Annotated in this window: 21 protein-coding genes; 17 read left to right on the forward strand and 4 right to left on the reverse strand. The window is 39.6% G+C overall.

Annotation, left to right across the window (positions count from 1 at the left end):
• Window positions 1–619 (reverse strand): amino acid ABC transporter ATP-binding protein (locus tag HMPREF2637_RS10170; protein WP_042762592.1); only part of this gene is annotated, 619 nt, incomplete at its 3' end.
• A gap of 284 nt (window positions 620–903) precedes the next feature.
• Between HMPREF2637_RS10170 and yycF the strand changes: the two genes are divergently transcribed.
• The 4 genes from yycF to HMPREF2637_RS10190 are packed head-to-tail and all read left to right on the forward strand — an operon-like array spanning window position 904 to window position 4,181.
• Window positions 904–1,611, forward strand: a complete 708-nt coding sequence (gene yycF, locus HMPREF2637_RS10175; RefSeq protein WP_037600497.1) for a response regulator YycF — start codon at window positions 904–906, stop codon at window positions 1,609–1,611.
• Complete coding sequence (gene vicK / locus HMPREF2637_RS10180) at window positions 1,604–2,944, forward strand: cell wall metabolism sensor histidine kinase VicK (RefSeq protein ID WP_070840177.1); 1,341 nt, start codon at window positions 1,604–1,606, stop codon at window positions 2,942–2,944. The genes yycF and vicK overlap by 8 nt, the downstream gene beginning before the upstream one ends.
• Window positions 2,945–2,949: 5 nt before the next feature.
• The gene (locus HMPREF2637_RS10185) at window positions 2,950–3,762 is read left to right on the forward strand and encodes an MBL fold metallo-hydrolase (protein ID WP_037600654.1); all 813 of its coding nucleotides are present in this window, start codon (window positions 2,950–2,952) and stop codon (window positions 3,760–3,762) included.
• Between the two features lie 59 nt (window positions 3,763–3,821).
• Window positions 3,822–4,181, forward strand: coding sequence for a YbaN family protein (locus HMPREF2637_RS10190; protein ID WP_037597735.1), 360 nt, complete (start codon window positions 3,822–3,824; stop codon window positions 4,179–4,181).
• A gap of 51 nt (window positions 4,182–4,232) precedes the next feature.
• On the opposite strand, the gene HMPREF2637_RS10195 is transcribed toward HMPREF2637_RS10190, so the two are convergent.
• Both HMPREF2637_RS10195 and yidA read right to left on the reverse strand, forming a co-directional pair.
• On the reverse strand, window positions 4,233–5,447 hold the full coding sequence (locus HMPREF2637_RS10195) for an aminoacyltransferase (protein WP_070840179.1): 1,215 nt from the start codon (window positions 5,445–5,447) through the stop codon (window positions 4,233–4,235).
• A gap of 1 nt (window position 5,448) precedes the next feature.
• Window positions 5,449–6,258 (reverse strand): sugar-phosphatase, encoded by an 810-nt coding sequence (yidA, locus tag HMPREF2637_RS10200; protein ID WP_002890845.1) that lies wholly within the window; start codon window positions 6,256–6,258, stop codon window positions 5,449–5,451.
• A 177-nt stretch (window positions 6,259–6,435) separates the two neighbouring features.
• On the opposite strand from yidA, the gene HMPREF2637_RS10205 reads away from it, so the two are divergent.
• From HMPREF2637_RS10205 to HMPREF2637_RS10220, 4 genes are all read left to right on the forward strand, one after another.
• On the forward strand, window positions 6,436–7,302 hold the full coding sequence (locus HMPREF2637_RS10205) for a GNAT family N-acetyltransferase (protein WP_064524809.1): 867 nt from the start codon (window positions 6,436–6,438) through the stop codon (window positions 7,300–7,302).
• A gap of 82 nt (window positions 7,303–7,384) precedes the next feature.
• The gene (locus HMPREF2637_RS10210; protein WP_037600507.1) at window positions 7,385–7,771 is read left to right on the forward strand and encodes a YwiB family protein; all 387 of its coding nucleotides are present in this window, start codon (window positions 7,385–7,387) and stop codon (window positions 7,769–7,771) included.
• 264 nt (window positions 7,772–8,035) lie between these two features.
• Entirely contained in the window at window positions 8,036–10,720 is a 2,685-nt protein-coding gene (locus HMPREF2637_RS10215; RefSeq protein ID WP_064524807.1) for a cation-translocating P-type ATPase, read from the forward strand.
• Between the two features lie 109 nt (window positions 10,721–10,829).
• Window positions 10,830–11,576, forward strand: a complete 747-nt coding sequence (locus HMPREF2637_RS10220) for an NADPH-dependent oxidoreductase (protein ID WP_064524805.1) — start codon at window positions 10,830–10,832, stop codon at window positions 11,574–11,576.
• A gap of 23 nt (window positions 11,577–11,599) precedes the next feature.
• On the opposite strand, the gene HMPREF2637_RS10225 is transcribed toward HMPREF2637_RS10220, so the two are convergent.
• Window positions 11,600–12,457 carry a metallophosphoesterase gene (locus HMPREF2637_RS10225; RefSeq protein ID WP_064524803.1) on the reverse strand — a complete coding sequence of 286 codons (858 nt, stop codon included), beginning with the start codon at window positions 12,455–12,457 and terminating at the stop codon, window positions 11,600–11,602.
• Window positions 12,458–12,550: 93 nt separating this feature from the next.
• On the opposite strand from HMPREF2637_RS10225, the gene queG reads away from it, so the two are divergent.
• The 9 genes from queG to HMPREF2637_RS11630 all read left to right on the forward strand — a co-directional run.
• On the forward strand, window positions 12,551–13,669 hold the full coding sequence (gene queG, locus HMPREF2637_RS10230) for a tRNA epoxyqueuosine(34) reductase QueG (RefSeq protein ID WP_049554308.1): 1,119 nt from the start codon (window positions 12,551–12,553) through the stop codon (window positions 13,667–13,669).
• A 52-nt stretch (window positions 13,670–13,721) separates the two neighbouring features.
• Window positions 13,722–14,820 (forward strand): peptide chain release factor 2 gene (prfB, locus tag HMPREF2637_RS10235; RefSeq protein WP_096833329.1). Its coding sequence is split into 2 segments (ribosomal slippage): window positions 13,722–13,793 and window positions 13,795–14,820, totalling 1,098 coding nucleotides; the frame shifts between segments, so codons are not numbered across the junction.
• Window positions 14,821–14,907: 87 nt separating this feature from the next.
• A complete protein-coding gene (ftsE, locus tag HMPREF2637_RS10240; protein ID WP_049545099.1) occupies window positions 14,908–15,600 on the forward strand; it encodes a cell division ATP-binding protein FtsE in 693 nt (230 codons plus the stop codon).
• On the forward strand, window positions 15,593–16,522 hold the full coding sequence (ftsX, locus tag HMPREF2637_RS10245; protein ID WP_003092823.1) for a permease-like cell division protein FtsX: 930 nt from the start codon (window positions 15,593–15,595) through the stop codon (window positions 16,520–16,522). The genes ftsE and ftsX overlap by 8 nt, the downstream gene beginning before the upstream one ends.
• Before the next feature lie 154 nt (window positions 16,523–16,676).
• On the forward strand, window positions 16,677–17,159 hold the full coding sequence (locus HMPREF2637_RS10250; protein WP_037597740.1) for an NUDIX hydrolase: 483 nt from the start codon (window positions 16,677–16,679) through the stop codon (window positions 17,157–17,159).
• A 9-nt stretch (window positions 17,160–17,168) separates the two neighbouring features.
• Window positions 17,169–18,347, forward strand: a complete 1,179-nt coding sequence (locus HMPREF2637_RS10255) for an AI-2E family transporter (RefSeq protein ID WP_064524802.1) — start codon at window positions 17,169–17,171, stop codon at window positions 18,345–18,347.
• Window positions 18,337–19,566, forward strand: coding sequence for a tetratricopeptide repeat protein (locus tag HMPREF2637_RS10260; protein WP_064524800.1), 1,230 nt, complete (start codon window positions 18,337–18,339; stop codon window positions 19,564–19,566). The genes HMPREF2637_RS10255 and HMPREF2637_RS10260 overlap by 11 nt, the downstream gene beginning before the upstream one ends.
• A 121-nt stretch (window positions 19,567–19,687) precedes the next feature.
• On the forward strand, window positions 19,688–20,245 hold the full coding sequence (gene lepB / locus HMPREF2637_RS10265) for a signal peptidase I (RefSeq protein WP_037601379.1): 558 nt from the start codon (window positions 19,688–19,690) through the stop codon (window positions 20,243–20,245).
• A gap of 157 nt (window positions 20,246–20,402) precedes the next feature.
• A partial coding sequence (locus HMPREF2637_RS11630) for a glycoside hydrolase family 73 protein (protein ID WP_256316158.1) occupies window positions 20,403–21,308 on the forward strand: 906 nt, incomplete at its 3' end.

Genomic DNA, 21,308 nt, shown 5'->3' on the forward strand with positions numbered 1-21,308 from the left:
CAGCCACACTACGGGCAAAGCCCATTTCGTGGGTAACAACCACCATGTTCATGCCACCTTTGGCAAGGTTTTGCATAACCGCCAGAACGTCACCGATAGTCTCTGGGTCAAGGGCTGACGTTGGTTCGTCAAAGAGCAAGAGCTCAGGATTCATGGCAAGACCACGGGCAATAGCGATACGTTGTTTTTGCCCACCAGAAAGCATACCAGGGTATGAATCCTTCTTGTCCCACATGTTAACGTAGCGAAGAAATTTTTCAGCAGTCTTTTCAGCCTCTGCCTTACTGATTCCAAGAACCTTGATAGGTGCCAAGGTAACATTTTCAAGAACGGTTTTGTGCGGGTAGAGGTTAAAGTGTTGGAATACCATACCCGCTTCCTTACGAAGCTCAACCAAGTCTTTGGCAGAAGCTTCCGTCACATTATGTCCGTTAACGATAAGCGTACCGTTATCGATGGATTCCAAGGCGTTGATTGTACGGATAAGGGTAGATTTCCCAGACCCAGAAGGTCCCAAGAGAACCACAACTTGTCCTTTTTCAATTTCTAGATTGATATCACGAAGTGCATGATAATCTCCGTAATATTTATTAACATTTTTAAATTCAATAAGTGCCATAAGAGCCTCCTAAAATTTTACATTAATATATGTAACAACAAGAGTGTATTTTACTATAGATATAGGAAAATGTCAAAAATGTTTGAAAATTCAATCATAATGTTCGCCTTTTAACCGATTACACATAGCAAAGGTATCTCAAAAAAGAAGGAAAGCTTGTATATCAGCTCAATATCTATAGTAGAAACTTGGTCCTTAACCTATTTTTTGGTATAATATGTTTGATACGTAAAGTTTTCTACTTTACAAATTGAATGACTTAAGAAAACCGATGAGGTGTTTATATGAAAAAAATTCTTGTTGTTGATGATGAAAGACCAATTTCGGATATCATCAAGTTTAATCTGACTAAAGAAGGTTATGAAGTGGTTACGGCCTTTGATGGTCGTGAAGCATTGGAGCAGTTTGAAGCTGAAAAACCAGACTTGGTCATCCTGGACTTGATGCTGCCTGAACTAGATGGTTTAGAAGTTGCTAAGGAAATTCGAAAGACAAATCATACACCAATTATCATGCTTTCAGCTAAGGATAGCGAGTTTGATAAGGTTATCGGGCTAGAAATTGGGGCAGATGACTATGTGACCAAACCATTTTCTAATCGTGAATTGTTGGCACGTATCAAAGCTCACTTGCGTCGTACAGAGACTATTGAAACAGCAGCAGAAGAAAGTTCTAACTCAGGCAAGCAGGAGATTTCAATTGGTGAGTTGATTATTGTTCCAGATGCATTTGTTGCTAAAAAACGTGGAAATGAAGTCGAACTCACACACCGTGAATTTGAGTTGCTTTTCCATTTGGCAACTCATATGGGACAAGTGATGACGCGTGAACATTTGCTTGAAACTGTTTGGGGTTATGACTATTTTGGTGATGTTCGTACGGTTGACGTAACCATTCGTCGTCTCCGTGAAAAAATTGAAGACACACCTAGTCGTCCTGAATATATTTTGACGCGTCGTGGTGTTGGTTATTATATGAAGAATTATGACTAGTATTGGCTTAAACATCACAAGCTTTGAACTAGCCTTACTCTTTACGCTCCTTTTTGTGGCTTTCTACTTTATTTTTCTTGCTTATCGTGATTATCGACGAGTCAAAAATATTCGAAAGTTGACCAAGAGAGTCAAGACCCTAATGGCAGGTAACTATAATGAGGAGTTACGCTTAAAGGGTGATCCAGAGCTTTTAGAGCTAGCTGACAGCTTGAATGATTTATCGGACGTTTTTCGTTTGACGCATGAAAATCTAGCCCAGGAAAAAAACCGCTTATCATCAGTCCTCTCTTATATGAGTGATGGAGTCATTGCGACTAATCGACGTGGTCAAATTACCATGATTAATAGCACAGCTCAGCGTTTGTTGAATCTAGATTTTGAAACAGCGACACAGATGTCCATTTTAGATTTATTAGATGGCGAAAATCCCTATACTTATAATGAATTGTTATCTAAGACTCCTGAGATTCATTTGTCTCGTCGAGATGCCAACGATGAGTTTGTGACCCTACGCGTTAACTTTGCCCTTATTCGTAAAGAATCTGGTTTTATCTCAGGTCTGGTTGCCGTCCTTCACGATGCCACTGAGCAGGAAAAAGAAGAACGGGAACGCCGACTCTTTGTATCAAACGTTAGTCATGAGTTGCGTACACCTTTGACTTCTGTAAAATCTTATCTGGAGGCACTTGATGATGGTGCTCTTGACGAAGAGATTGCCCCTAACTTTATCAAAGTTTCTTTGGATGAGACAAATCGTATGATGCGAATGATTTCGGACCTCTTGGCACTGTCTCGTATTGACAATAAGAGTACCCACCTTGACGTTGAAATGACTAATTTCACGGCCTTCATGACCTATATATTGAATCGTTTCGATCAGATTAAGAGTCAAGAAACCAATACAGGTAAAACTTACGAAATTATTCGAGATTATCCGGTAAACTCGATTTGGGTGGAGATTGATACAGATAAGATGACCCAGGTCGTGGATAATATCCTTAATAATGCTATCAAGTATTCGCCTGATGGTGGTAAGATTACAGTGTCTATGAAGACAACTGATTCACAGTTGATTGTTTCTATTTCTGACCAAGGTTTAGGTATTCCTAAGAAGGATTTGCCGTTAATTTTTGACCGTTTTTACCGTGTTGATAAGGCTAGAAGTCGTGCTCAGGGTGGAACTGGTCTTGGCTTGTCCATTGCAAAAGAAATTATTAAACAACATAAGGGCTTTATTTGGGCTAAGAGTGAGTATGGTAAGGGTTCAACTTTTACAATTGTGCTTCCATATGACAAGGATGCCATGATGGTTGATGAATGGGAGATGTAGTAGAAATGACCTCAGATTTAGGATTTAAATATAGTATTTTGGCTTCGGGGTCAACTGGTAATTCCTTTTATTTGGAGACTCCAGAAAAGAAGATTCTTGTGGACGCTGGTTTGTCTGGTAAGAAAATCACAAGTTTGCTAGCTGAAATCGATCGTGATCCGAGTGATCTGGATGCTATCTTAGTTACTCATGAACACAAGGATCACATCCATGGTGTAGGCGTTTTAGCTCGTAAATATGGCATGGATATCTACGCCAATGAGAAAACCTGGCAAATTATGGATAGTAAAAATATGCTTGGCAAGATTGATAATAGCCAGAAACATGTTTTTTCTCGTGACAAGCTTCTGACCTTTGGAGACATTGATATTGAGTCTTTTGGAGTTAGTCACGATGCTATTGATCCACAGTTCTATCGCTTTATGAAGGATGGAAAAAGTTTTGTAATGCTGACGGATACGGGTTATGTTTCTGATCGCATGGCAGGTATTATTGAGAATGCTGATGGCTATCTGATTGAGTCCAATCATGATATTGAAATCCTCAGAGCAGGTTCATATCCTTGGTCAACTAAGCAACGTATCCTCTCTGATCAAGGTCACTTATGTAATGAAGATGGAGCGGATGCTATGATTCGTACCATAGGTAACAAAACTAAAAAGATCTACTTGGGTCACCTTTCTAAAGAAAATAATATCAAGGAGTTGGCCCACATGACGATGGAAAATCAGCTGGCACGTGCTGACTTTGGTGTTGGAACTGACTTCAAGGTTTATGATACCTCACCAGATACAGCGACACCACTGACAGATATTTAAAACATAGCAAAGGAGCTACACTAATGCGTTTAGTGCAGCTTTTTAAAAGGAAAGTATTCATGAAAGTAATTTATCTCTCTCTAGGAATGTTGTCGTTAGGTTTGGGAATTCTTGGAATTCCGCTTCCAATCTTACCCACAACACCTTTTCTACTTTTAGCCATTGCTTGCTTTGCTAGAAGTTCTAAACGTTTTGAGAAATGGTTATATCATACTAAGCTATATCAAAGTTATGTAGCCGATTTTAGAGAAACCAAATCAATTGCCAAAGAACGAAAGAAAAAGATTATCATCCAAATCTATGTTTTGATGGGAATTTCAATCTTTTTTGCACCTATCCTTTGGGTGAAAATCGGACTTTTTTGCTTGACAGTCTTCATCACCTATTATTTATTTAAGGTTATTCCTGATAAAGACTAAGCTATCATCAAAAAATGAGACTTCCAAGATGGAGTCTCATTTTATATATTATTAATGTTTGCTACGTAATTTCTTACGGAGTTTATAGGCAAAATTGGCTAGTCCGTAAAGAGGGCTAACTGGAAGGTTAAATTCCCCAATAAATTGTTCAATGCGTGGGTTAAATTTTGACTTGAAATTGTACAAGCCACCATCAAGCGAATTTTCAATTCCTCCCATGTTTTGCCACTCGGCACCACGCTCGAAAGCGTGATTAGCTGTCTCATACCATGTCAGGATAGCCGGTTGATAACGGCGGTAGTCTTCATCCATTCCTGCATAGATATTCTCAGATGTCTTGCCAAATTCAAGAACTAATGTACCAGAGAGTGGGACCGTCTTATTTCCAGAATCAACCTTTTCTTGAAGGAAGTCAATTTCTTCTTTTAGTCTTTTGTATTCTTGTTTATTGTTCTCGATTTTTCCTGGTTTAGTTTTTTCAGTAAACTTGGCTGCATCAGCAATGTTCTTTTCGAGTTGCTTATTGAGGTCTTTGAGACGGGCTGGTAAATCTAGTGTTGAGAGTGTAATGTAAGAAGACTCTGGGTAAGTAGTCAACAACTTTTCATAATAATCGATTCCACGAAGGTGGATGTTTTTACGGGCCTCTGTCTTCTTCATCAGAGAAGCGAATTGTTCAAGAAGCTCAGTGCCACCAAATTGGACTGAAATCCCCTTGTTTCGAGCAGTACGAACAGCCTGCTTGGTGCTCTTAGAGAGTTGTTCTTCAGTGAAATCTTCCTTATGGATGTTAGCCTGGAAGCGAGGTTGGATATTTTCAGCCATATCTTCAGTGAGGCCTGTCCATTCAACGCCAAGAGCCTGGATGTCTTTGGCAATCGCCATAGTCTCTTTACGGATTTCAGCTTCTTGTGAAATCAGGTTCTTTGTCACAAAAAGGCTTGGGTCAAATTTCACAAAGAGAGCACGCTTTGTTTTGGCATATTTTTTAAGTGAAGCCATAACAAAGGCGAGCAAATCTTTATCTTGATAATCCATAATAGGTCCACGAGGAATATAAATCATAGAAAAGCCAAGAGGGAGTGGCTGAATAAGGACACTAGCGACAGCAATGAGGTTACCATCTTGATAGAAACCTAGGCGGTCATTTCCCCAGCTATCCTTGATTTTAGCCCATGAACTACTTTGTAATAAGTTTGTTTGAGGACTATCTATAACAAAACGGTCATGCTCAGAAGTACTGAGTCCAGTTTTATAGGTATACATATTATTCTAGAACCCACTTTCTAATAGCATAAGCGACACCAGATTCATCATTTGATTTTGTGATGTGTTTCGCAATTTTCTTCATTTCTGGATTACCATTTTCCATAACAACAGGAGAGCCAACGACTTCAAGCATAGCACGGTCATTTTCTTCATCACCGATAGCCATTGTTTCTTCTTTAGAAAGACCGAGTTTCTCAGCAAGATGGGTTACAGCAATTCCTTTGTTGGCTGTTTTCTTGAGAATTTCTAGGTAAAATGGTGTTGATTTTACAATAGTAAAGCGGTCATAAAATTCCTGTGGAAGTTTGGCAATAGCTGCATCAAGAATTTCAGGTTCATCGATATACATGGCCTTAACGAATTCCTTGTCAGCCACTTCTTCAGGTGTACGATAGTAAATCGGCATATGAACAAGTGTAGACTCATGAACCGTGTAGCGGCCAATGTTGCGATTACTTGTGTAGATACCATCTTTAGTAATAGCGTGAGAATGAACACCAAGCTTGTTAGCCAAAACCTCAATGTCAAGGTAGTCTTCGTATGAGAGTGTCTCACGAATCAATTCATTACCAGTAGAAGTTTCTTGGACAAGACCACCATTGAAGGTGATAACATAATCTCCGTCTTGGTTGAGGTTAAGCTCTTCAAGAAGTGGAAGTACTCCGGGAATAGGGCGACCAGTCGCAATAACAACCTTTACACCAGCAGCTTTAGCATCTTGAATCGCTTGAAAGACTTCCGGTGTAACTTGACGTTGGCTATTTAAAAGCGTTCCATCAATATCAACAGCAATAAGTTTAATAGACATAATAATTACCTGTTTCGTTTAGTTAGTTTCCCTTCTATTTTACTAAAATTTAGGCGCTTTGTCATAGTTCTTCCTGAGAAAAGTGTTATTATCTCTTTGAAGAAGTAGATTAGGTAAGAATTGCCCAAATGCTTTTTAATTGGTAAAATAAGGTCAGACAAATAAAGGAGAGATAAAGTGATTCGAGTAACCAACCAATTGACGGAGCAAGAACGGAAGGCAGCAAAAGCATTGATTGCTAGCTGCCAAGCCCATGATCAAACCTTTCGAGAACCTTATCTCTCCAATATGCTTAATTTTGATTCCAATATGCCGGCCTTTTTCCTCTATTGTCAAGAGGGAGAGTTGCTTGGCTTATTAACGGTTTATGCGGATGATGAAGACATTGAAGTGAGCATCCTAGTGAACCCTAGTCATCGTCGCGAGGGTATTGCGCATGCGATGTATAGAAGCTTTGAAAAAGAAATGGCATCTTACCCTATTCGCTCAGTGACCTTTCAGACGGAGCGTGTTTTTCTCGATCATCATCCTGATTTGGCAAGTCATTGGGATTTGGTTGAAGATGAAGAGACGGAAACCTGGCTAGGGAGAGACAGAACACCATATGCTCTGGATTCCTGTTCAGATGTCAAGGTGCTCTTAGCTGAACCTTCTTACCTAGATGCAATTGCCCATCTCCACCACCAAGCCTTTTCTGATGCAGAGCAAACACTCGAAGTAAGTCGCAGATACATTACAGAGGCATTGAAGGACTCTGATGGCCTACTTTACATCCTCCTCAAAGAAGGTCAAGTGATTGGAGTTTGTACGGTCGATTTATCTGGGAATAGCAACTACCTTTATGGACTTGCCGTAGCAGAAGCCTATCGTGGCCTAGGCTATGGAAGCTATCTGGCAAAATCAGTCGTCAATCAACTCATTGCGCAAAATGACAAGTCCTTCCAAATTGCAGTGGAAGATAGCAATGTAGGTGCCAAACGCTTGTATGAAAAGATTGGCTTTGTCAAACAAACCCAGGTGGTTTACTTGAAGCAGAAAGGGTAAACGCAATGTTGAAACTCTCTTTGAGGTTAGAGTTGCTATCGTCTTAAGTAAAAAGTAGTTATAGAACAGAAAGGAGTAATCAATGGAAATTAAAATCAAAAACAAAATTAAAGTAGGCGATCAAACGGAAATTATCGAAGAAATCCACACTTGTGAGGTTATGGAAAAAGGGGATTATACCTATCTTGTTCATCATAATTCCGAGAAAGAAAAAGTGGTTATTAAGTTGAATCAGGATGAGCTAGTGATGACACGCTTTTCTAATCCTAAATCCATTATGCGTTTTTCTGCTAAAGTACCTGCCTTGGTCCACATTCCGACACCGCTTGGTACCCAGCATTTTCTGACAGACACTAGTTTATTTGCCCATGACTCTAATGGACAGACAGTTGATATTCATTATCAATTGAAACATCCAGAAACAGAAGATGTTTTTGCTGATTATGAATTAGAAGTTTCTTGGTTTTAATTTTTGAAAAAATAGAATCATTTTGCTTGAATAAAGAATAATTTATGATAAAATGTTTAGTACAAATAAGGGAGTAGCAGGTGACTGTAATCATGAGATTTGATTAACAGTTGCGATTATGTCGTCATTACGAAATTTTATATTTCCGGCATATTCTTAAACAGCGAGACTTGTTTTTTATTAAACAAGTCTCTTTTTGTATGATTTTTTATATAAAAAGAGTCTTGTTAGCCATTTTTCCCTATATAGAAGGAGGAGATTATTTTGTCTAAAGAACAAAGTAAAACCTTGTTTTACACACAAGGAGAGGAAGAAGTCCTAAAAAACTTGGACACTTCTGTTGATGGTTTGTCTACTGCACAAGCCAAGGAACGTTTAGATGCCTATGGCTATAACGAGTTGGATGAAGGTGAAAAACGTAGCCTCTTGTCAAAATTCATCGATCAGTTTAAAGATTTGATGATTATCATCTTGCTTGTCGCTGCCGCCCTTTCTGTTATTACAGAAGGTATGCATGGTTTGACGGATGCCTGCATTATTTTAGCCGTTGTTGTTTTGAATGCAGCCTTTGGTGTTTATCAAGAAGGACAAGCAGAAGCGGCTATTGAAGCCCTCAAAAACATGTCTAGCCCTATGGCTCGTGTGCACCGTGATGGCCATGTCGTTGAAATTGATTCACGCGAATTGGTTCCTGGAGATATCGTCTTGCTTGAAGCAGGTGATGTTGTTCCAGCTGATATGCGTTTGCTCGAAGCTGCCTCACTTAAGATTGAAGAAGCAGCCCTTACCGGTGAATCCGTTCCGGTTGAAAAGGATGTTACCGAGACGGTTGAAGCAGAAGCCGGAATTGGTGACCGTGTGAATATGGGTTACCAAAACTCTAACGTTACTTACGGTCGTGGTACAGGGGTTGTAACTAATACTGGTATGTATACTGAGGTCGGTAAAATTGCTGATATGCTAGCTAATGCGGACGAATCACAAACGCCGTTGAAGCAAAGCTTGGAGCAACTGTCTAAGACTTTGACTTATCTTATTATTGCTATTGCCTTAGTGACATTCTTGGTTAGTGTCTTCATTCGTGGTGAACAGCCCCTCGAAGGCTTGATGGTTGCCGTTGCTCTAGCCGTTGCCGCGATTCCTGAAGGTTTGCCTGCTATTGTAACGATTCTCTTGTCACTTGGAACAACGACTCTTGCCAAACGTAATTCGATTGTTCGTAAATTGCCAGCTGTTGAGACTCTTGGTTCAACTGAGATTATCGCATCAGATAAGACTGGTACCTTAACCATGAACCAAATGACTGTTGAAAAAGTCTATACAAACGGTCAATTGCAAAGCGCTGCAACAGAACTTGGTGCTGACAATACAACCCTTCGTATTATGAACTTTGCCAATGATACCAAGGTGGACCCAGATGGTAAGCTAATTGGGGATCCAACGGAAACAGCCCTTGTTCAATTTGGTTTGGACCACAACTTTGATGTTCATGACGTCTTGAAATCAGAGCCTCGTGTGGCAGAGTTGCCATTTGACTCTGACCGTAAACTCATGTCTACTATCCATAAGGAAGCGGATGGTACATACTTTGTAGCCGTCAAGGGTGCGCCTGACCAATTGCTCAAACGTGTGACTCGTATTGAAATCAATGGTGAGGTTCGTCCTATCACGGATGAAGACAAACAAGCTATCCTTGCGACTAATAAGGACTTGGCAAAACAAGCTCTTCGTGTCTTGATGATGGCTTATAAGACAACGAATGATATTCCTACCTTGGAATCTGAGGTTGTTGAGTCTGATTTGATTTTCTCAGGCTTGGTAGGTATGATTGACCCAGAACGTCCAGAAGCAGCAGAGGCTGTCCGTGTCGCTAAAGAAGCGGGAATCCGTCCAATTATGATTACAGGTGACCACCAAGATACGGCAGAAGCCATTGCCAAGCGTCTCGGTATCATCGATCCAAATGATACGGAAGATCATGTCTTTACTGGTGCTGAGCTTAATGAGCTTTCTGATGAAGAATTCCAGAAAGTCTTCAAACAGTACTCTGTCTATGCGCGTGTTTCTCCTGAACACAAGGTTCGTATCGTCAAGGCTTGGCAAAATGATGGCAAGGTTGTTGCTATGACAGGTGACGGGGTTAATGATGCACCATCACTTAAAACAGCTGATATTGGTATCGGTATGGGAATCACAGGTACAGAGGTTTCTAAGGGAGCTTCTGATATGGTCCTTGCCGATGATAACTTTGCGACAATTATTGTTGCTGTAGAAGAAGGGCGTAAGGTCTTCTCAAATATTCAAAAATCAATCCAGTACCTCTTGTCAGCCAACATGGCCGAAGTCTTTATTATCTTCTTTGCCACACTGTTTGGTTGGGATGTGCTTCAACCAGTACATCTTCTCTGGATTAATTTGGTAACAGATACCCTTCCAGCCATCGCTCTTGGTGTTGAGCCAGCAGAACCAGGTATTATGACTCATAAACCTCGTGGACGTCAATCGAACTTCTTTGATGGAGGTGTCTTCGGTGCTATCATGTATCAAGGTGTTTTCCAAACCATCCTCGTTCTTGCAGTATATGGTTGGGGCCTTGTCTTCCCAGAGCATCATACACAAGCAGAAATTCATGCGGATGCCCTTACAATGGCTTTTGCAACACTTGGATTAATTCAGTTGCTCCATGCCTTTAACGTTAAATCTGTGTATCAATCAGTCTTTAAAGTTGGCCTCTTTAGAAACAAGACTTTCAACTGGGCAATTCCAGTAGCCTTCGTTCTTTTGATGGCAACTATCGTAGTTCCTGGATTTAATAACCTCTTCCATGTGTCACACCTTAGTATGACACAATGGCTTGCAGTTATTGTAGGTTCCTTCTTGATTGTGGTATTGGTTGAATTAGTCAAAGCTATTCAACGTGCCCTTGGTAAGGATAAGGACGCTATTTAAGACATAAAGTCAGAGATAATGGTCTCTGGCTTTTTCTTATCATATCTTGAATTCAGGAGGAGTCTTGTTTATAATTGAAGAGAAATGATCACAAGTTAAGGAGAAGGCCATGAACGAGACTATTAAGACACAACTCAATCACCGTAGCATCCGTCAATTTAAACCTCTAGCTTTGACACGAGAAGAAGTTAACCTTTTGGTTGATGTTGCCAGACATACAGCAACGAGTAATTTTAGACAGTCCTATTCGATTATCAGTATTACTGATGAAACATTGAAGGAAGAAATTGCAGAGATTGCTAACCAACCCTATATTCCAAATGCTGGGCATCTTTTTGTATTTGTTGTGGACCAAAGACGTAACACACTGATTGCAGAGGCTAAAGGTGCTGAAGCCTTGGTCCAAGGTAGTCCCGAACGCTTTATCTCGGCCTTCTCGGATGCTATGATAGCTGCTCAAAATATGGTAGTAGCTGCTGAGAGTTTAGGTATGGGAACAGTTTACCTTGGCAGTATCTTGAATGATAACGCTAAACTTTCAGAGCTTCTCAAACTTCCAAAGTATGTCTATCCAGCAGTAGGATTAGCAGTTGGTTGGCCAGATCAAGAACCGCAGCTTAAACCTCGTTTACCCCGTCACGTCATCCATATGGAAAATTATTATCGAGACTTAGAACATCCCTTAGATGAGCTAAAAGATTACGACGCTGAAGTTCATGAGTATTATGACCTTCGTGATCTCAATAACAGAGTTGATGAATTTACAACACAGATTGCAAAGACAATGGATCAATCCGTTGCCAATCGTGCGAATACCTTGAAGGACCTTCAAAAGCAGGGATTTTTCACCGACTAAAAAACGACTCCTAAAGAGTCGTTCTACAAATCAAATAGTGTCATGGATGAAAGGAACTCATTTGCCAGTTCCTTTTTTTCATATTCTAAAAACTCCGACCGTTTCTTGACCAGGTTGTAACGTTTGGAGAGGTTCCATGTTCCAGTAGGATTGAGTTTGGGGTGATTGGAAACAAAGTCAATGGTTAAATCCCATTCTCGTCGGTATCCAAGAGGACGCGAGTGATAGGTTACACCATCAATAGTTACCGTCCCATAACTGCGGTGGGCATGACCAAAAACAACATCTTTAACGCCATGCTTGGCGAAAATATGGTGGAATTTTTCCGAGCCTAAGTAGGCATTAAAAGGTGCAAAACGTTGATGCGTCATGGTAAAGCGGCTGTGAGGAACAAAATGCATGGCAACTATAAGGTTACTAGTGTCTAACTCACTTAAGGCATTATCTAGCCTTTTAAGACTAGTTTGACAGATATCCGGATCAGTCCCCAATCGTTTAAGTCGTCGGTCGAACCAAAGTTGTTTCTTACGTTTAAGAATCTTATCTAACGTCTCATCTGAATAGGAATAATCATACCACCCGTGAAAAGCCAATAATGTCTTACTACTTAAATTTATCACCTGAAAATCAAGATTATCAATAAGGTTATCTTCTAAATCAAGCATATCATGATTGCCTAAATTATAGGTGACCTTGACCTCCTTAGACAGTTTTCGTAGAAAAGGTTTTGTGTCGATAAAATAATGGTTAGAAATATCACCAGCGATATGGAGATGGCTAACCTCTTGATTTTTTAGGCACTTTATAAGAGTATCAATTTCATATGTTTCAAAGTGATTAATATCAATATGTAAATCACTCATTACTGCAAGTCTCGTCATAGAAACATTGTAACAAAAAGGTTAAGGCTTGTCTGTAAATGAAGATGGTGGAAAATACTTGCCCTTAGACTACAATTTCATTATGATAATAATATGGATATCAAATTAGAAATTCAAAAGATGGCCAAGGAGATTGGCATTTCAAAAATTGGTTTTACTACCGCCGATGATTTCGCCTATCTGGAAAAATCCCTTCGACTTGGTGTCGAAGAAGGGCGAACAACAGGCTTTGAACATAAAAATATTGAAGAGCGTATTTATCCTAAGTTGACCTTGGAATCAGCTAAAACCATCATTTCCATTGCAGTTGCCTATCCGCATAAGCTGCCACAACAACCTCAAAAAACAGAATATAAGCGTGGCAAAATCACTCCAAATTCATGGGGTCTAGATTATCACTATGTTTTGCAGGACAAACTAAAACGCCTTGCAGAAGGCATTGAAAAACTGACGGAAAACTTCGAATATAAAGGTATGGTGGATACTGGAGCCTTGGTCGATACAGCAGTGGCCAAGCGAGCTGGTATTGGCTTTATCGGAAAGAATGGACTAGTTATTTCGAAAGAATACGGGTCCTACATGTATCTTGGTGAGCTTATCACTAATCTAGAGATTGAACCAGACCAAGAAGTTGATTATGGTTGTGGGGATTGCCGTCGTTGTTTGGATGCCTGTCCGACATCTTGTCTCATTGGCGATGGGACTATGAATGCTCGTCGTTGCCTATCCTTTCAAACACAGGATAAAGGCATGATGGATATGGAGTTTCGAAAGAAGATAAAGACTGTTATCTATGGTTGTGACATTTGTCAGATTTCCTGTCCATATAACAGAGGTATCGATAATCCACTGGCTTCGGACATTGATCCTGAGCTTGCCATGCCCGAATTACTTCCTTTTCTTGAGCTGACCAACAAATCCTTCAAGGAGAAATTTGGGATGATTGCCGGTTCATGGCGCGGGAAGAATATTCTTCAACGTAATGCTATTATTGCCTTGGCTAACCTACATGATCGCAATGCTATTGTCAAACTGATGGAGATAATTGATAAGAATAATAATCCCATCCATACGGCGACTGCCATTTGGGCTCTCGGTGAGATTGTTAAGAAACCCGATGAGGCTATGTTAGATTACATGAGGGAACTGTCACCTAAGGATGAAGAATCCCAAGCGGAGTGGGAGCTTGTGTGTGCAAAATGGCAAATTTAAGTGATTTATGCTAGAATTAAGCATAATACTATAAAATGGAGGAAACCTATCCATGGAAGTGGCAGAAATTCGCCAAAAAATCTCTGAAAATCAAGAGAAGCTCGTGAGCTTCGGGAGGTCTCTTTGACTTAGATCGTTTGGAAGAGGACATTGCGCTCCTCGAAAACCGAATGACTGAGCCAGATTTTTGGAATGATAATATTGCAGCTCAAAAGACCTCACAAGAGTTAAATGAGCTAAAAATGAAATACGAAACTTTCAACAATATGCAAGAACTCTCTGACGAGACAGAGCTTTATTTAGAAATGTTGGAAGAAGATGATAGTGTTCAAGAAGAGCTTGAAGAAACACTCGAAAAACTTGATAAGATTATGACAAGTTACGAGATGACATTGCTCTTGTCTGAACCTTATGACCATAACAATGCGATCCTGGAAATTCACCCAGGCTCTGGTGGGACAGAAGCTCAAGACTGGGCTGATATGTTGCTCCGTATGTACCAACGTTATGGAAATGCCAAAGGTTTCAAGGTCGAAACTTTGGATTATCAGGCGGGTGATGAGGCTGGAATCAAATCTGTAACCCTTGCTTTTGAAGGACCTAATGCTTATGGTTTCCTCAAGTCAGAAATGGGTGTCCACCGTTTGGTTCGTATTTCACCATTTGACTCTGCCAAACGTCGTCATACCTCTTTTACATCAGTGGAAGTCATGCCTGAATTGGATGATACCATTGAAGTAGAGATTCGTGACGATGATATCAAGATGGATACATTCCGCTCAGGTGGTGCTGGTGGTCAGAACGTCAACAAGGTTTCTACAGGTGTGCGTTTGACCCACATTCCAACAGGTATTGTTGTAGCTTCAACGGTTGACCGTACACAATACGGGAACCGTGACCGTGCGATGAAGATGCTTCAAGCTAAGCTCTATCAAATGGAGCAAGAAAAGAAAGCAGAAGAAGTGAATGCTTTGAAAGGTGATAAGAAAGAAATCACTTGGGGAAGCCAAATTCGCTCATACGTTTTCACGCCATATACCATGGTTAAAGATCACCGTACAGGTTATGAAGTTGCCCAGGTTGATAAGGTAATGGATGGAGATATTGAAGGCTTCATCGATGCCTACCTCAAGTGGCGTATGGAAGAATAGTAACGATATACTATTTTTAAGTATTTAGATACTTTATCTCAATGAAAGGAAGGCGTTCGGCTACTTTAGTAGTTGAATACTGACATTATGGCTCTTATTGAATTAAAAGATGTTACTAAGAAGTATGATAAGTCAACAACAGCCCTTAGACACATTGATTTGTCTGTTAACTCTGGGGAGTTTGTTTACTTAGTCGGCCCTTCTGGTGCTGGTAAATCAAGTTTAATTCGCTTGTTCTACCAAGAAGAAAAATTAACGAGTGGTTCTATGAAGGTTGGAGAGTTCGATTTAACCCGACTTCGTAAGAAAGATGTTCCACTCTTGAGACGTTCCATTGGAGTTGTTTTCCAGGATTATAAACTTCTTCCAAAGAAAACAGCTTTTGAAAATGTTGCTTATGCCATGGAAGTTATTGGTGAGAAACCTCGTCATATCAAGAAACGAGTGGCAGAAGTACTCGAGTTGGTTGGTCTTAAACACAAGATGCGTTCATTCCCAAATCAATTGTCTGGTGGTGAGCAACAGCGTGTCGCTATTGCACGTGCTATTGTAAATAATCCAAAAGTGTTGATTGCGGATGAACCAACAGGGAACTTGGACCCAGAGATTTCATGGGAAATTATGCAAGTCCTTGAACGTATTAACTTGCAAGGGACTACCATTTTAATGGCAACCCATAACTCAACTATCGTTAATAACCTTCGTCATCGTGTCGTTGCGATTGAAGAAGGACGTATTGTTCGTGATGAAGAGGAAGGAGAGTACGGTTACCATGATTAGACGCTTTTTCCGCCATTTAGGAGAATCGATTAAGAATCTCAAACGTAATCTATTGTCGACACTTACGGCAGTATTTTCGGTAATGATTGTTCTTTCACTTTTAGGTGTCTTTGGCTCTGTTATTTTAAATACGCAGAAATTGGCTTCAGATATTGAAAAGAATATTCAGGTCAATGTCTACTTGGATCCAGATTCATCAGATGCCTCGAAAACAGTCAAGGAACTTTCTGGACAGATTGTTGCTAATAAAGACTACCATAAGATTTATGATGCTTTGACCAAAATCAAAGGTGTAGATAAGGTTACTTTCTCTAGTAAAGAAGAGCAAAAGAAACAACTGATTGAAACAATGGGTTCAAGTTTCGAGACAGCTACTGGAGATGCTAACCCACTATCTGATGTTTACATCGTCCAAACGAAATCACCAGATGATGTCAGTCGAGTTGCCAAGGAAGCAAAAGCCATTCAGGGTGTTGATAATGCTAACTTTGGTGGCTCAGATACTGAAATTCTGATGTCCACTATGAAACGTGTTCAATTTTGGGGAATCATTGCCACAGCACTCTTAACTATTGTGGCTGTCCTATTGATTTCAAATACCATCCGTATTACCATTATGTCACGTGCGACTGAAATTCAAATCATGCGTTTGGTAGGTGCTAAGAATTCATACATTCGTCGTCCCTACTTGATGGAAGGTGCTTGGATTGGAGCACTTGGTGCCATCATTCCTTCTGGGCTCATTTATCTTTTGTATCACATGGTTTACTCATCTTTGAATCCAGATTTTGTCAAAGGTGGTATTTCGATGTATGATCCAGAGTGGTTTGTCTATGCGGTTATCGGAACCCTCTTCGCAGTCGGTATTATTATCGGTTCGATTGGGTCACGTATGGCAATGCGCCGTTATTTGAAATACTAAGAGATTAAAGGAGAACTATTTTGGTTCTCTTTTTGTTTGTCCGGAGATTCAGAAAAGCAGATTTTCAACTATATCTCAAAATCGTCTGCTCAAAGCCCAAATCCAATCCCATATTTGGTATAATATTTAAAAAACATTGGAAAAGAGATGCATTATGACAAAGTTAGCTACCATTTGTTATATTGACAATGGAAAGGAGCTTTTGCTCCTACATCGTAATAAAAAGCCTAATGATGTTCATGAAGGAAAGTGGATTTCTGTCGGGGGAAAACTAGAAGCTGGAGAGACACCAGATGAATGTGCTCGTCGTGAAATTCTCGAGGAAACCCATTTTACAGTGACTGAGATGGATTTTAAAGGTATGATTACCTTCCCAGAATTTACCCCCGGTCATGATTGGTACACCTATGTCTTTAAGGTAACTGGTTTTGAAGGAGAACTCATCTCAGATGAAGAGTCTCGTGAAGGAACGCTTGAATGGGTACCATATGATGAGGTCTTATCTAAACCAACTTGGGAAGGTGACTATGAGATTTTCAAGTGGATTCTTGAAGATAGACCTTTCTTCTCTGCAAAATTTAGCTACGATCGTAACCAGAACTTGGTAGATAAAACTGTAACATTTTATGATAAATAGGGAGGAACTATGAAGCGTAAAAAAACAGAAAATTTTTCAGAAACATGGTTTTTTAAGTGGATATTGAATAATCAGGCGGTTGTAGCCTTCTTCATCTTACTTTTGATTGGATTGACGGTTTTGATTTTCACAAAGATAAGTCCTATTTTTTCACCCGTCATTCAGTTTATGACCATTATTATGTTGCCACTGGTTATTTCCATGCTCCTTTATTACTTAATAAAACCTTTGGTACTACTTGTAGAAAGAACTGGACTAAACCGAACCATGTCTATCTTGGTCATCTACGCTATCCTTGGTTTGCTCTTGGTTTGGGGGATTTCAACAGCCATCCCTAGCCTGCAGAATCAAATTTTGATCCTAATAAGAAATGCACCATCATATATTGCACGTGCCAATAGTGAGACGGAACGTTGGATTAATCTTCCTATTCTTTCCAATTTCCACGGTGATCTAGAGTCCATGCTTAGTGATTTCTCAGCGAGAATGGTCAACTATGCTGAGAACTTTTCTTCATCGGCTTTGACATGGGTTGGGACTTTTGCAAGCACAGTAGCAAGGGTGACAGTAGCTATTATTTTGGCACCTTTCATTCTCTTCTACCTTTTAAGAGATAGCCAAAAGATGAAACATAGCTTTGTCTCAGCCTTACCAACTCGCTTTCGTGAAACAACTGTTCGTATGCTTTCAGATATTAATAGTCAGCTCGAAGGGTATGTTCAAGGCCAGGTTACAGTCGCTATTGTCGTTGCCATTATGTTCTGTATTATGTTTAAGATTGTAGGTCTTCGATATGGTATGACTTTTGGTATTATGGCAGGTTTTCTAAACATGGTTCCTTATCTAGGAAGTTTTCTTGCTATGGTACCAGTTGTAATCATGGGGCTGGTGCAAGGACCTGCTATGCTGATCAAGGTCCTCATCATTTTTGTCATTGAGCAAACTATTGAAGGACGTTTTGTTTCTCCACTTGTTTTGGGAAATAAACTAAGCATTCACCCGATTACCATTATGTTCATTCTCTTGACAGCAGGTTCTCTTTACGGTGTTTGGGGCGTCTTATTGGGGATTCCAATTTATGCCTCTGTCAAGGTTGTTGTTAGAGAGATTTTTGATTGGTACCGTTCTGTAAGTAATCTTTATCAAGATGATTTAGAAAATGAAGGACAAAAAGACGATGTTAAATAGTGAAAAAATGGTTGCCTCTATTGGAAACCAAGATTTAGACCACGCGGACAAATATTTTAAAAAAGCTTTACGAGAGGACCCTGCAGAGGTTCTTGTTGAGTTGGGCCAATACTTAGAATCTATTGGTTTCTTACCACAGGCACAGGAAATTTACGAAAAAGTTCGCTTTGATTTTCCAGAGGTTAATGTCAATCTAGCACAAATTGCTGCCGAAGATGGTGATATTGAAGAGGCTTTTCTCTATTTGGATGCCATACCTGAAGACTCTGTCGACTATTTGTCTGCTTTAATTGTAAAGGCTGACCTCTACCAAATGGAGGGCTTAACTGATGTGGCACGTGATAAGTTGTTGGAGGCAAGTCAATTATCAGATGACTCATTGATTATTTTTGGTTTGGCTGAGATGGAGTTTGAACTTGGAAATTTTGAACAAGCAATTCATTACTATGCTAAATTAGATAATCGTGACCTTCTTGCGATGACTGGCGTTTCTACTTATGAACGCATTGGTAAGGCTTATGCCAGTCTTGGAAAGTTTGAAGCTGCTCGTGAATTTTTGGAAAAAGCTATTGAAATTGAGTACGATGATACCGTTGCTTTTGAGTTAGCCACTTTGCTCTATGATCAAGAAGAGTATCAAAAAGCTAATTTTTACTTTAAGCAGATAGAAACCATGTCTGCTGATTTCGAAGGTTATGAGTATATTTACGCTTTGTCGTTACATGCAGAACATAAAACTGAAGAGGCTTTACGAATGGCACAACAAGGGATTTCTAAAAATGCCTTTGATGTTCAATTACTTTTGCTAGCGTCACAGTTATCCTACGAGTTGCATGACACTCAATCTGCTGAATCTTATTTGAAGCAAGCCTTGCCATTGGCTGAGGACCAAGATGAGATTATCTTACGATTAAGTACGCTCTATTTGGAAGAAGAACGTTACGAGGATCTAGTGGCTCTAGCCGATTATGAAGTTTATTCTGTTTTGGCTCGTTGGAACATTGCCAAGGCCTACCAAGCTCTTGATGATGATGAAGAAGCTTTTCAAATCTATCAAGATTTGGCTAAAGATTTATCTGAAAATCCTGAATTCCTCCATGATTATGCATATATTTTGCGTGAATTTGGTTACAGGGATCAGGCGCGTGCAACGGCTGAAAAATACCTTGCCTTAGTTCCAGATGATGTCAATATGCAAACATTTCTTGAGGACTATTAAGCTGTGAAACGTTTTAATCATTGGGTTTAAGAGAGGGAGAGATACATTGGGCTTGCTCACTCCCTCTTTTTTTATTTCTCTATTTATGTTATGATTTTATTAGAACCCATAAGGAGTGAATATGGTTAAGAGAGATTTAATTCGAAATATTATCATAGCAGTTCTTGCCATTGTAATGATTTTGTTGTTGAGAGCTTTTGTCTTCTCAACACACCGTGTGACTGAAGGTCAGGCTAATGACTATATTCATGCTGGTGACTATGTTACTTTCAATAAAAATGTTAAGCCTCAGAAAAAAGATTTTATTCTTTATACAGTTAATGGTAAAGAATACATTGGGCGTGTTATTGCTGATGAGGGTAAGAGCGTGACAGCTATGGATGATTTCCTTTATGTTAATGATAAGTCAGTTGACGAAGCCTATATTAGTAAGGGTAAATCAGCTTATTTGGCGACAGTTTCACCTGGGAATTTCTTCACTGATGATTTTTCCATTGCAACATTGACAGATAATAAACAAACTAAGATTGAAAAGGGGCAGTACCTTGTACTGAACGATAATCGTCGTAATACAGATGATAGTCGTAAGTTTGGTCTCATTGACAAAGATCAAATTAAAGGTGTCATCTCTTTCAGATTGTATCCTCTATCACGTTTTGGTTTCGTTGATGTCGATTAATATTTCAATACTACTAAAAAAGCTAGGAACTTTTGATAAGTTTCTAGCTTTTTTTGCGAATAAATTGGTGATAGTTCATATTATGACGTTATGATACTGATAGTTTCATCGTTTTAAAATGAATTAGTAGAAATTGTAAGTAGAAAAGGAAATTATGATGCAATTAGGATTTCATTTTGGATTTAAGAAAAGTAAAGCTTATGGACTGTGCGGTGTCATGCTGACAATCTTATTTTTAGGAATGTCTGGTCATTCGGCGAAAGCAGATGAAATGTTGTCGCCAACTGATACATCTTCATCTTTGAAAGAAAATTCTGATAATCATGCGGCAAGCTACTCTGAAGCAGGAGTACACGATGATTCAACGAGTCAAATGAATCTACAAAGTGAAGGGGTATTAGAGGAGAAGCAAACTAGTCTAGAAGATTCTTCAAAAATAGCTGTCTTAACCAATAGTTCTGTGACCACAAGCTCTTATCAAGAGGCAGATGATACTAGCCAAATTGATCAGAATCAACGTCAATTTCTTAGTGCCATTAAGCAAGGAGCCATGGATGGAGCCAAAGAAGGAATCCTTCCATCTATCACGGCAGCGCAAGCTATTCTAGAAAGTGGTTGGGGAAGCTCTCAACTTGCTAAGGTTCCCAACAATAATCTTTTTGGCATTAAAGATTCAGAGGACTGGCATGGAGAAATAGTAACTGTACCTACACAGGAATATCTTAATGGTGACTATATCACAGTCAATGCTGCTTTTCGAAAATATGCCTCATGGAATGATAGCGTAGTAGACCATGCAAAATTTTTCACGAGTACCGAGTGGCGAAAAGACAATTACCGAAAAGTTGTGAATGAAACAGACTATCGCATTGCGGCTCAAGAACTGAAGAATGCAGGATATGCGACAGATCCAAGTTATCCCGGAAAACTTATCCGTTTGATCGAAGCCTATAAACTTTATGAATGGGATGCAATGTGTAATAATTCCATTTCTACCGTAGAAAATGAAGGAGTAGAGAGTCAATATCTCAAAGCTGACCTTGCTATCACTGGTCTCAACAAT

Origin of the sequence: Streptococcus sp. HMSC065H07, from assembly GCF_001837325.1 — a bacterium.
Lineage (GTDB): Bacteria > Bacillota > Bacilli > Lactobacillales > Streptococcaceae > Streptococcus > Streptococcus salivarius_H.

What these genes read in the sequence shown, in the direction of transcription:
- ftsX (WP_003092823.1), top strand. Translation starts at nt 15,593, where the DNA reads ATGATTAGACGCTTTTTCCGCCATTTAGGAGAATCGATTAAGAATCTC.
- queG (WP_049554308.1), top strand. Translation starts at nt 12,551, where the DNA reads ATGGATATCAAATTAGAAATTCAAAAGATGGCCAAGGAGATTGGCATT.
- HMPREF2637_RS10185 (WP_037600654.1), top strand. Translation starts at nt 2,950, where the DNA reads ATGACCTCAGATTTAGGATTTAAATATAGTATTTTGGCTTCGGGGTCA.
- HMPREF2637_RS10225 (WP_064524803.1), bottom strand. Translation starts at nt 12,457, where the DNA reads ATGACGAGACTTGCAGTAATGAGTGATTTACATATTGATATTAATCAC.
- HMPREF2637_RS10250 (WP_037597740.1), top strand. Translation starts at nt 16,677, where the DNA reads ATGACAAAGTTAGCTACCATTTGTTATATTGACAATGGAAAGGAGCTT.
- yycF (WP_037600497.1), top strand. Translation starts at nt 904, where the DNA reads ATGAAAAAAATTCTTGTTGTTGATGATGAAAGACCAATTTCGGATATC.
- yidA (WP_002890845.1), bottom strand. Translation starts at nt 6,258, where the DNA reads ATGTCTATTAAACTTATTGCTGTTGATATTGATGGAACGCTTTTAAAT.
- ftsE (WP_049545099.1), top strand. Translation starts at nt 14,908, where the DNA reads ATGGCTCTTATTGAATTAAAAGATGTTACTAAGAAGTATGATAAGTCA.
- vicK (WP_070840177.1), top strand. Translation starts at nt 1,604, where the DNA reads ATGACTAGTATTGGCTTAAACATCACAAGCTTTGAACTAGCCTTACTC.
- HMPREF2637_RS10255 (WP_064524802.1), top strand. Translation starts at nt 17,169, where the DNA reads ATGAAGCGTAAAAAAACAGAAAATTTTTCAGAAACATGGTTTTTTAAG.
- lepB (WP_037601379.1), top strand. Translation starts at nt 19,688, where the DNA reads ATGGTTAAGAGAGATTTAATTCGAAATATTATCATAGCAGTTCTTGCC.
- HMPREF2637_RS10220 (WP_064524805.1), top strand. Translation starts at nt 10,830, where the DNA reads ATGAACGAGACTATTAAGACACAACTCAATCACCGTAGCATCCGTCAA.
- HMPREF2637_RS10260 (WP_064524800.1), top strand. Translation starts at nt 18,337, where the DNA reads ATGTTAAATAGTGAAAAAATGGTTGCCTCTATTGGAAACCAAGATTTA.
- HMPREF2637_RS10195 (WP_070840179.1), bottom strand. Translation starts at nt 5,447, where the DNA reads ATGTATACCTATAAAACTGGACTCAGTACTTCTGAGCATGACCGTTTT.
- HMPREF2637_RS10190 (WP_037597735.1), top strand. Translation starts at nt 3,822, where the DNA reads ATGAAAGTAATTTATCTCTCTCTAGGAATGTTGTCGTTAGGTTTGGGA.
- HMPREF2637_RS10210 (WP_037600507.1), top strand. Translation starts at nt 7,385, where the DNA reads ATGGAAATTAAAATCAAAAACAAAATTAAAGTAGGCGATCAAACGGAA.